The sequence below is a fragment of the Streptomyces sp. NPDC045470 genome (assembly GCF_040646595.1).
GTDB lineage: Bacteria > Actinomycetota > Actinomycetes > Streptomycetales > Streptomycetaceae > Streptomyces.
The window spans coordinates 1-10312 of the sequence record NZ_JBEZAN010000044.1 but is presented as its reverse complement, the minus strand read 5'-3'; the positions used below and the strand labels follow the sequence as shown (position 1 = coordinate 10312).

General features: G+C 71.1%; 7 protein-coding genes and 1 pseudogene. 7 read left to right on the top strand and 1 reads right to left on the bottom strand.

The genetic code is table 11. From position 1 onward, the window contains the following. The first annotated feature begins 504 nt into the window (after window positions 1-504). From AB0A97_RS41275 to AB0A97_RS41250, 6 genes are all read left to right on the top strand, one after another. Window positions 505-690, top strand: a complete 186-nt coding sequence (locus AB0A97_RS41275) for a hypothetical protein (RefSeq protein WP_361161159.1) — start codon at window positions 505-507, stop codon at window positions 688-690. Between the two features lie 374 nt (window positions 691-1064). Then, the gene (locus AB0A97_RS41270; protein WP_361161156.1) at window positions 1065-2336 is read left to right on the top strand and encodes an AMP-binding protein; all 1272 of its coding nucleotides are present in this window, start codon (window positions 1065-1067) and stop codon (window positions 2334-2336) included. Further along, window positions 2333-3631, top strand: a complete 1299-nt coding sequence (locus AB0A97_RS41265; protein WP_361161153.1) for an MFS transporter — start codon at window positions 2333-2335, stop codon at window positions 3629-3631. The genes AB0A97_RS41270 and AB0A97_RS41265 overlap by 4 nt, the downstream gene beginning before the upstream one ends. Next, the gene (locus tag AB0A97_RS41260; protein WP_361161150.1) at window positions 3628-4764 is read left to right on the top strand and encodes a GNAT family N-acetyltransferase; all 1137 of its coding nucleotides are present in this window, start codon (window positions 3628-3630) and stop codon (window positions 4762-4764) included. Before AB0A97_RS41265 ends, AB0A97_RS41260 begins: the two co-directional genes overlap by 4 nt. Continuing rightward, window positions 4761-5915, top strand: a complete 1155-nt coding sequence (locus AB0A97_RS41255; protein WP_361161147.1) for an acyl-protein synthase — start codon at window positions 4761-4763, stop codon at window positions 5913-5915. Before AB0A97_RS41260 ends, AB0A97_RS41255 begins: the two co-directional genes overlap by 4 nt. Next, entirely contained in the window at window positions 5912-8410 is a 2499-nt protein-coding gene (locus AB0A97_RS41250; RefSeq protein WP_361161144.1) for an acyl-CoA reductase, read from the top strand. Before AB0A97_RS41255 ends, AB0A97_RS41250 begins: the two co-directional genes overlap by 4 nt. A gap of 376 nt (window positions 8411-8786) precedes the next feature. Here AB0A97_RS41250 and AB0A97_RS41245 read toward each other — a convergent pair. After that, window positions 8787-9708 (bottom strand): annotated as a pseudogene (locus AB0A97_RS41245) (transposase family protein). Between the two features lie 168 nt (window positions 9709-9876). On the opposite strand from AB0A97_RS41245, the gene AB0A97_RS41240 reads away from it, so the two are divergent. Beyond that, window positions 9877-10312: winged helix-turn-helix domain-containing protein (locus AB0A97_RS41240; protein WP_361161142.1), on the top strand; the 436-nt coding region annotated here is incomplete at its 3' end.

Below are 10312 nucleotides of genomic sequence, written 5' to 3'. Positions count from 1 at the left end.
GAAGGGCTATTACTAGCGCGGCTCCGCGTAGCGGGCCCTTGCCTCAGGAGCCAGGCCAACACGCCTCACGACCAATCGCGGGAGAGCCCGTAAGACCTCATACCACAGTCGCTCCCCCTGAGAATCGTGGACCGCTGCCCTGCAACCGGCAGGCCAGGGAGTGCGGCACATCACTGACGGCTCCGTCGTCGCCTGGGCGCTTCCTCCCGTCGGCCCGTGCCTGCACGCGGCGAAGCAGGCCGACGGTCAACATCGCCGGTCCCGCAATGAAGCCGAAGTCGCATGTACAGGTGCGCACACCCACACAACGGCCTGCCCACACCACCGATGCCCCGGCGAGAGAAGCCCTACCCGGACGGAGGCGGCCCCCGACCGCCGACGGGGCGTACCACCGAAGCGGTCAACACCAGTCGCGGCTCATGTGAACTTCCCGCTTTTGACGTCGTCACTCGCGCACCCCGGCCGTCAGACGGCAGACTCGACACTGCCGGAAGGAATGAGTTCATGAGCGCACAGCCGGTACACCACGGCGACGGCGGCCCGCCGCCGCTGCCCCGCACCCAGAACGCGGTGGCCGCGGCCCTGCCGCCGGCCGACCGCATGGAGTTCCACCGGGAGGTGGGCGAGGCCGACGAGACCGATCTGCTGGGCGTGCTGCGCCGCTGGTGGCTGCGGGCCGCCACAAGATGAGGATGGCCGGCCTCCTCGGCCTGCTGCGGCCGGCAAAACCCTGACTGCTCGGCGAGGGCCTTTCGAATGCCGATACCGGACGCCGTATTTCTATGAGTTTCGGCCACATTCTCGCCGAGCCGGATCCGACTTCCGGCCACGATCCCGGCGATTCACGTTCAGCTCTCGACGGTCGTATGAAGCAGTGCTGACGGTGCGATATATTTCTTGACGTTACAGAGGGTATGATTGCGCGTCAGATCGACAGTGACCGACCCGATGGGCCGGCGTACCGCGCTTGACGCGACGCCCGGCAGGCAGGCGGCGAGCACCGATCCTCGTCATGCCGCACAACCCTGCGTACCCCGCATTGTTACCCACAAGGCAAAGGCTACATGTCCGTCCACCAGCTATCGGACCTCATACGTTTCGCCCGTCATAACTCTCCTTTCTACGCCGAGCTCTACGCCGGACTTCCCGACCGGGTCGAGTGCCTCACGCAACTCCCCGTGGTGGACCAGAACGCGTTCTGGCAGGCGAATGCCCTCCGCGTCAATCGTGTTCTGACCGGGCCCCTCTCCGAAGCCGTCGTCTACAAGACCGGCGGCACTACCGGCGCACCGAAGTTCTCCTGCTACACACGCGAGGAATGGCGGGTATTCACCGCCGCTTTCGGACAGGGACTCCTCGACGCGGGACTGCGCCCCGGACACCGCGTCGCCGACCTCTTCTACGCCGGCGAGCTCTACGCCAGCTTCCTCTTCGTCCTCGACTCGCTCGCCCAGGCCCCCGTCGACAATGTGCGCCTGCCCATCGGCGGCGCCGCCCCGCTGGAGTCGACGGTGCCCACCCTGGCGGACTTCGCCGTCCAGGTGGCGGCCGGCACACCGACCACCCTGTGCCGGCTCGCCGAACACCTGGTCGCGACGGGCCGTCAGCTTCCCTCCGTCGAGTTGCTGTTCTTCGGTGGCGAGGCGCTCTTCGACGACCAGCGGCGCCTGCTCGCCTCCGCCTTCCCGCACGCCGAGCCCCGCTCCCTCGGCTACGCCAGCGTCGACGCCGGCCTCCTCGGCCGTCCCGTGCCCGGCCCCGATCCGCGCGTGCACCGGGCGTTCAGCCCGCACACCCTCGTCGAGATCGTCGACGAGACGACCGGCGAACCCGTCACCGAGGCCGGCCGCCCCGGTCGCGTCCTGGTGACCAGCCTCTTCCGCCGCCTCATGCCCGTCATCCGCTACCCCGCCGGCGACCGGGCGGAGTGGACCGACCCCGCGGCCGGCCACTTCCGCATCCTCGGCCGGGCCGAGGAAGGCGTCCGCGTCGGACCCGTCTCCCTTTACACCCAGGACGCCCACGCCGCCGTCGCCGAGGCGGACACCGAGGGCCGCGTCACCGGCACCCAGCTCGTCGTCCGCCGCTGGAACGGCCGCGACGGCCTTGTCCTGCGCCTGGCCACCGCGCCCGGCGACGACGACCCGGCCGGACTCGACGTCCTCGCCAAGGAGATCGTCACCGCGCTCAACACCGCCCGGCCGCTCTACCCCGACAGCGAACGCGCCGGCATGGTGCACCCGCTGACCGTGGAATGGGTCCGGAACGGCGACCTCGCGGTCAACCCCCGCTCCGGCAAGCTCGTCCGCGTCCTCGACGAGAGGCCGACCGCGTGAGCACCCCCGACCCCTCCGGCGCGCCCAAGGGCCGCCGGCTGCCGCTCGTCCTGCGCAACCGCACCTTCGGCGCCGTCTGGCTGGCCCAGGTCCTGACCCAGGCCGCGGTGCGCATGTTCCAGGTGGGCGTGGCCTGGTGGCTGGTCGCCTACGCCGTCGGCGGCGGCCGCGGCCTCGCCTCCGGGCTGTTCATGGCGGTCAGTACCCTGCCCGCCGTCGCCCTCGCCCCTGTCGTCGCCCGGGCCGTGGCCCGCTGCTCCCGCCGCTCGCTGCTGCGCGCGGCGGCCGGCACCGCCGGACTGGCCACGGCCGCGCTGGCCGGCTGGGCGTACGCGGCCGAACTCCCGCTCGCGGCGGCCTACGCCGCGACCCTGGCCCTGGCCGCCTGCCAGGCCTTCTTCGACCCCTGTCTGACCACCTCCGTGCCGGAACTCGTCGACGACGAGGACATCGAGGCCGCCACAGGCTTCGAACTCTCCACCCAGTCCCTGGCGAGCCTCGGCGGCGCCCTGCTCGGCGCCCTGATCGCCGACGGGGCCGGCGTCGTGGGCCTCGCGGTGGGCTGCGCGGCGGCCTATCTGACGGCCGCGCTGCTGCTGACGGCGGTGCGTTTCCGCCCGGCAGCCGCACCCGGGGCCGCCACGGCGGACGACGCCGCCGGGACCGGAGGGCGGACACTGCGCCGGATCCTGTCCGGCCTGCCCCTCGTCCGCAAGATCCTGCTCTGCTTCACGGCCGCGAACCTCTTCACCACCGCCGTCTTCGTCGTCATCCCGCTCTACACCCGGTCCGTGCTCCACGACGACGGCTCGACCGTCGCCCTGCTGGAGGCGTCCCTGGGCACCGGCACACTGATCGGCTCCTTCACCGGAGCGCGCATACCCGGACGACCGACCGTCCTCAGCTCGTACTGCCTGGCACTGATGTCGCTCGCCCTGGCCCTGCCCGGTCTGCTGACCGGACGGCTGGCCTTCGCCGGCTCCCTCGTCGTGGCCGGCTGGTGCGTGGGCGTCATCGGCGTCCGCTTCGTGGCCCTCTTCCAGCGGCTGGTCCCCGCGGCCGACAAGCCCGGCTTCTTCGCCGTCATGCAGGCCGTGCTCGGCGCGACCTTCCCACTGGCCTCCCTGCTCTTCGGACTGCTCGGCGACCAGCTGCCCGTCCGGGCGCTGTGCCTGGTCCAGGCGGCCGGCCTGCTGCCCGCGGCCTGCGTCCTCGCCCTGCTGCGCGAGCGCACGCCCGGACCCGCCGACCCCGCACCCCTTCCCGAAACCGTCCCCGTCGGAAGCGAGCGATGACCCCCGAGCTCCAGGCGGCCACCCCCGCCGACATCGCCGATCTGCGCCAGCTGTACTACGCGGTCTACGGACCGCACTACCCCGCCGGACTCGGCACCGACCCCGCCGAGATGGCCCGGCTCATCCAGGACCCGCACACCTTCTGGCTGGTCGCCCGCCGGCCGGGCACCGGCGCCCTCGTCGGATCCGCCGCCGTCCACGGCGAGCTCGTCAGCCGCATCGGCCGGCTCGAAGGCCTGGCCGTGCACCCGAAACACCGCACCGGCGGACTCGCCGGAGCGCTGACCGAGGCACTGTGCGAACGCACCCTCGGCACGGGCCTCCTCGACTCTGTCTACGCCACCGTCCGCACCATCAGCGCCGGTCCCCAGCGCGTCGTCGCCCGCAACGGCTTCCGCGCCCTGGGCATCCTGCCCAACGCCGTCGACCTCAGCAGCCGCGAGAGCCTTGCGCTCTACGCGCGTCACTCCTCAGGGGTGCTGGACCGCCGCGTCCCCGTGCCCGAAGTCCCCGCACCGCTGACGCCGCTGCTGCGCGCCGTCGAACAGAGCCTGGGCGTCAGCTACGCCGACACCCGGGCCACCGCCCCGCTCCCCGCCCCCGAACGGCCCCCCGCGGGACGGCTGGAGACGATCGAGGCACCGGCGTTCGTCCGCCGCCGCTTCCGCGAGCGCTTCCCCGACGCCGACAGCTGGTTCTACCCCCTGCACACGCCCAACGTGCTGCTGATGCCCGACGACGGCCACTTCGAGGTCTACGCCTACGTCAACCGCACCGGCAGCTACTGCGCGCTGATCGCCGCCCACCCCGGGCCCGCCGCGGCAGCGGCCTGGCTGGAGCCCATCACGCGCACCCTCACCCGGGCCGGCGCCGGCTACGTCGAGGCCCTGGTGCCCCTGGACCGGCACGACCTGCTCTCCGCCTTCCTCGCCCAGGGCTTCATCCCCAGCGCCCTCTACCCGGCCATGCGGGCCGAGGGCGACGGCTTCCACGACTACGCCGTGATGACCCACACCAACGAACAGATTGACTTCCGCGGCATCGTCGTCGACGGGCCGCTCCAGCCCTATCTGGACTCCTACGCGTCGGCCTGGGCGTCGACCTATCTGCCCACCCTCAAGGTTGCCTCATGAACAGCCACCTGGCCCCGATCGCCGTGCCGGACCCCGGGCTGCTGCCCCGGGTGGAGGAGCTGTGCGATCTGACCGACCCCTACGCTACCGGCCCCGCCGAGGACGAGCTGTTCGCCGCCGCCATGGCTGAGATCAACGCCTGGCACGCCGACCGCTCCCCGTTCTTCCGCTCGCTGTTCGAGAGCACCGGCACCGACGCCGGCGCCCCCTACCGCGCCCCGCTCGTGCACGCGAACCTCTTCAAGCGGCACGAGCTGCTCTCCATCCCGCGCGACGCCGTCGACCTGCACCTGACCTCCTCCGGCACGACCGGCCAGAAGTCGCAGATGTTCTTCGACACCTGGACCATCCGCTCCGCCCAGCGCATGGTCGCCCGCATCTTCGACCACAACGGCTGGATCACCCCCGGCCAGGAGGTCAACTATCTCCTCTACAGCTACGAGCCGGCCCGCGACCTCAAGCTGGGCACCTCCTTCACCGACAACTACCTGTGCGACTTCGCCCCCGCCCGGCAGGTCGCGTACGCTCTGCGGAACACCGGCGGTGGCCACGAGTTCGACCCCTTCGGCTGCGTCGAGGCGCTGCGCCGCTACGAGCGGGACGACGCGCCCGTGCGCATCCTGGGCTTCCCCGCCTTCCTCTGGTTCACCCTGGAGCGGATGCGCGCCATGGGCCTGCCGCCCCTGCGCCTGTCCGAGGACTCCCTGGTGATCCTCGGCGGCGGCTGGAAGGGCAACGCCGACCGGCAGATTGGCAAGGACGAGCTGTACGCCCGGATCACCGAGCAGCTGGGCATCCCCCCGGAGCGGATCCGCGACACCTTCGGCTCCGTCGAGCACTGCATCCCGTACATCGAGTGCGACCACCACCGGCTGCACGCCCCCGTCTGGTCGCGCGTCGCCATCCGCTCCACGCGCACCCTGGAGCCGCTGCCGTACGGCGAGCGGGGCTATCTGCACCTCGTCTCGCCGTACATCACCTCCGTACCGGCGCAGAGCGTCCTCATGGGCGATCTGGCCTCCCTCCACCCGGGCGAGGAGTGCGGCTGCGAGCTGAACACCCCCTGGTTCACCGTGCACGGCCGCGCCGGCGTGAGCCGCAACCGCAGCTGTGCCGTGGCCGCCTCCGAACTGATGAAGGGAATGTCGTGACCGAGACGAACCACCAGCACTACTGGCAGGGCGCCTTCGTCGACGACGACGAGGCGGCCCGCCGACTGGCCGGCCTGCCCGCCGCCGTCGAGGCCGCGCTGGCCACCCCCCTGGACACCGAGACCGTGCTGGCCGCCTGCGACCGGCTGGCCACCGCCCTGCGCGACCCCGCGCACCCGGTGACCGCCCGCCTGGCCGCCCATCTGCCCGACGACGAGGACGCCTCGCTCCTCACCGAACTCGCCGCCTTCCTCAGCCGCCCCGAACTGACCCGCAAGCTCCGCCGCGAGCTCGGCGGAGCCACCCCCGAGCGGCTGGGCCGGCCCGACGCCAAGGAGACCGTCTACGAGGCGTGGGCACCCGTCGGCATGGTCGCCCACATCGCCCCCGGCAACGCCGCCACCGTCGCACCGCTCAGCATCGTCGAGGGACTGCTCGCCGGGAACATCAACGTCCTCAAGACCAGCAGCGCCGACACCCTCCTCGCCCAGCACCTGCTCGCCGAACTCGCCGCGTTCGACCCCACCGGGGCCGTCGCCGAGCGCGTCGTCGTACTGCGTTTCCCCTCCTCCCGCCAGGAGTGGCTGCGCCTGATGTGCGTGCCCGCCGACGCGGTCGCGGTGTGGGGCGGCGAGGCCGCCGTCGAGGGTGTCGCCGCCCACGTCCCGCCCGGCTGCCGCCTGGTGGAGTGGGGCCACCGGATCTCCTTCGCCTACCTCGCCTCGGACGCCTGGCACGACGGGGCCACGCTGCGCGCCCTCGCGGCGGACGTGTGCCTGCGCGAGCAGCAGGCGTGTTCCAGCCCGCAGGTCGTCTACCTCGACACCGAGGACGTCGACGAGGTCTTCGCCTTCGCCGAGCGCCTGGCCGGCGCCCTGGCCGCCGTGCCGCCCGCGCCCCGGGGCGAGGAGCTCGGCCCGGCCGAGGAGGCCGAGATCACCACCACCGAGCTGCTCGCCCGCCTGGAGGAGCACCTCGGTCTGACCCGCGTCCACGCCGCCCCCGACGGCTCCTGGCGCGTCATGGCCGACACCCGGCCCGCGCTCACCGCCTCACCGCTGCACCGCAGCATCTGGGTCAAGCCGCTGCCCCGCAAGCACCTGATCGCCACCCTGCGGCCCATGCGCCGCTACCTGCAGACGGCCGGTATCGCGGGCAGCCGCGCGGACGTCGCGGAACTCGCCCGCACCGTACTGGCAGCCGGTGTCACCCGGGTCACCCCGGTCGGCGACATGCTGGGCAGCTACCCCGGCGAGCCCCACGACGGCGTCTACGCCCTCCAGCGCTACAGCCGCCGCGTGGCCGTCCGGGCCGACGAGCGCTTCGCCACCACCGCCTGCCTCGACGACCTGATCCGCCCGGTCGACGTCCCGCCGCCCGCCGGGCCGCTGCTGGACAAGGCCGCCGTCCAGGAACGCAACCGCGAGGTCGGCCGGGCCGACGCCGAGCTGTACTTCCGCAGCGGCGGTAGCACCGGCAGCCCCGCCCTCTCCCTCTTCACCTACGACGACTACGACACCCAGATGCACGCCGCCGCCCGCGGCCTGCTCGCCGCCGGCTACGACCCGGCCCGCGACCGCACCGCCAACCTCTTCTACTGCGGCGACATGTACGGCGGGTTCATCAGCTTCTTCTCCATCCTGGAGCGGCTCGGCGGCGTCCAGCTGCCGATGACCGCCGGCCCCGACCACCGGGCCACCGCCGAGACACTGATCGCCCACCAGGCCGACACCCTCTTCGGCATGCCCTCCTACCTGTGGCAGCTACTGCACGACCAGGCCAACCTGCTGCGCTCGTACGGCGGCATCCGCAAGATCTTTTACGGGGGCGAGCACTTCACCGCCGAACAGCGCCGCGTCCTGGCCGAGACCTTCAGCATCGAGACCGTCCGCTCCATCACCTACGGCAGCACCGACCTCGGCCCGCTCGGCTACCAGTGCGTGGAGAGCGAGGGCAGTGTCCACCACCTCCACGCCGACCTGCACACCCTGGAGATCGTCGGCGTCGACGCCGACCGCCCGGTGCCCCCGGGCGAGACCGGCCGCCTCGTCTTCACCACCCGCGCCCGCCGCGGTCAGAAGCTCGACCGCTACGTCATCGGTGACCTCGGCCGCGCCGTCCCCGGCCCCTGCCCCTGCGGCAGCCGGGCCCCGCGCTTCGAACTCCTGGGCCGCACCGGCGACGTGATGCGCGTGGCGACCTACTTCCTGAACTACCGCCGCTTCGTCACCCTCGCGGAGGAGACCGGCTACAGCGGGGAGCTCCAGCTCCTGCTGTCCGCCGACGGCCCGCGCGAACGCCTCACCGTCCGCGTGGAGCACACCGGCACCGGCATCAACCACCTGCGGGACGCGCTCCTGGCCGGCTACCCGGAGCTGCGCACCGCGGCGGACGAGCGGCTGCTCGACGTCGCGGTGGAAACGGTGGACAGCGCTGGCTTCGCGCGCACGCCGACCACCGGCAAGCTGCGGACGGTGGTGGACGCCCGCGGCTGACGCCCGCCAACGGGATGGCCTTACGATCATCCCGATTCGAACACATGAACGGGGAGTGGGCTGTACGGAAGGCGACGGTGACGCCCGAGGGCGACCGGATCCGATGGGTGGAACTGCCGGGGGAGGATGGCCATGAGCCCTCACTTGGGCGTCCATTCCGTCATCGTCTCGGAACCTCACAGGCGCAAAACCCCCGCGAGGCGACACCTACCTTGGTAACACGCCTGCTATGCCCATGAAATGAGCGCTCTGGCTTGATATGTAGGGCGACGGCCTTCCAGCTCAACCCTCGACCCTTCAGGGACACGTCGGACACTGCCTAACGAGTTGGTGCGTGATAGCGGGTGGGACGTGTCTGCCTTGCTCAGCACGTTGCTCAGGCAATATTGCGGTCGGAGACAAGGCTGGAGATGGCTCGGTAGGTGTCGGGCAGAGGCGGTCGCGGCGATGGGTCCAGCGCGTCAACTGTTTCCAGCGTTTGTGATCGGCGAGGGCGTGTTCAACGGTGATCCGTTGTGAGGAGTGGTCGTGCCGTTGGCGTGCTCGGGCTTCGACAAAGGGCGCTATGGCCCCGGTCGCAGTTTGCGCGGCGGGGTGAGGGCTCGCCTCGGGTGGTCCCGTCCGAGGCCGAGGTAGCCGTCGTCGAGGAAGACCTGGACGAGGTTGAAGTGGTCCGAGCATCTACTGATCCCGGCCGTGCGGGCGGCGGTCACATCATGCATCCGCCCTGGCCTGAGGGCATCGGTCCATAGAGTTCGGCCCTGGTGGTCGGCGATGACGGTGGCCTTCATCGTGTTCTGATTCTTCTTGCCCGACACGAACGCCTGCCGTCCGCCCCGACCCGCGGCAGGCCGGCGGACTTGCACCTCGGTGGCGTCCAAACGCAGCTGAACACCTTCCGCCTGGGCATAGGCGAACACGTCCTCCAGAGTGCGCAGCCGCAGATCAGGGCGGTCTGGTACGGCGAATCCACGCTCGGCGAGCAGACAGCGGACCTCACCGACAGCCCGAGTGACGGTCGAGCGGTCCACTCCGTAGAGCAGGGCCAAAACCGAGTGCGGCAGATCGTGGCGAAGATGAATCAGTGTGGCCACCAGCCGGTCCACGAAGACCAGCCGGTGCCGGGCACCAGCACCCGGCGCACGCTTCCGCTCGCCACCCCTCACCCGGAACCGATGCCCTTCGACACCGGCCACCCAGGGCCCGGCCAACTCAGCTACCAACGACGCCAGATGCTCTGTCGAGATGCCAGTGAACAGCGGATGCGCCAACACCGAACGATCAGTCGAACCCCTCACCAACAGAGCATGCCCACCCACAATCACGCACCAACTCGTTACTGACTTTGTCTGCGCGGTGTCGTCAGGGCTGACAGGTGGTGATCGCTGCGGTACGCCGGAGACAAGAGGTATCCGCAAGGTGGTGGCCTGACTGCCGAAAGGCAGGCGTTTCGCGAACGGATTCGCATGGAAGCGGCCGGGATGTTCGCTGCCGGACAGAGCAACCATGTGGTCGCGAAGAGGCTGCGGATCAGCGTCCGGTCGGTGCAGCGGTGGCGCCGGACCTGGGAAGCCGCAGGCCAGCGCGGCCTGTGCTCGAAGGGGCCGGCGTCCAGGCCGGGGCTCAGCGAGACCTTGTTCGCAGTGCTGGAAGAAGAGCTGGCCAAGGGGCCAGTGGCGCATGGCTGGCCCGACCAGACCTGGACCCTGGCCAGGATCAAGACGCTGACAGGGCGCCGGTTCCACAAGAGTTTCACCCTGTCCGGCATCGCAAAGATGCTGCGGCGCCACGGCTTCAGCCACCAGGTGCCCGCCCGGCGGGCCCTGGAACGCGACGAGGACAAGGTGACCGGCTGGGTGAAGGATACGTGGCCGCAGGCGGAAGCGCTGCGGCGGCGCTCGG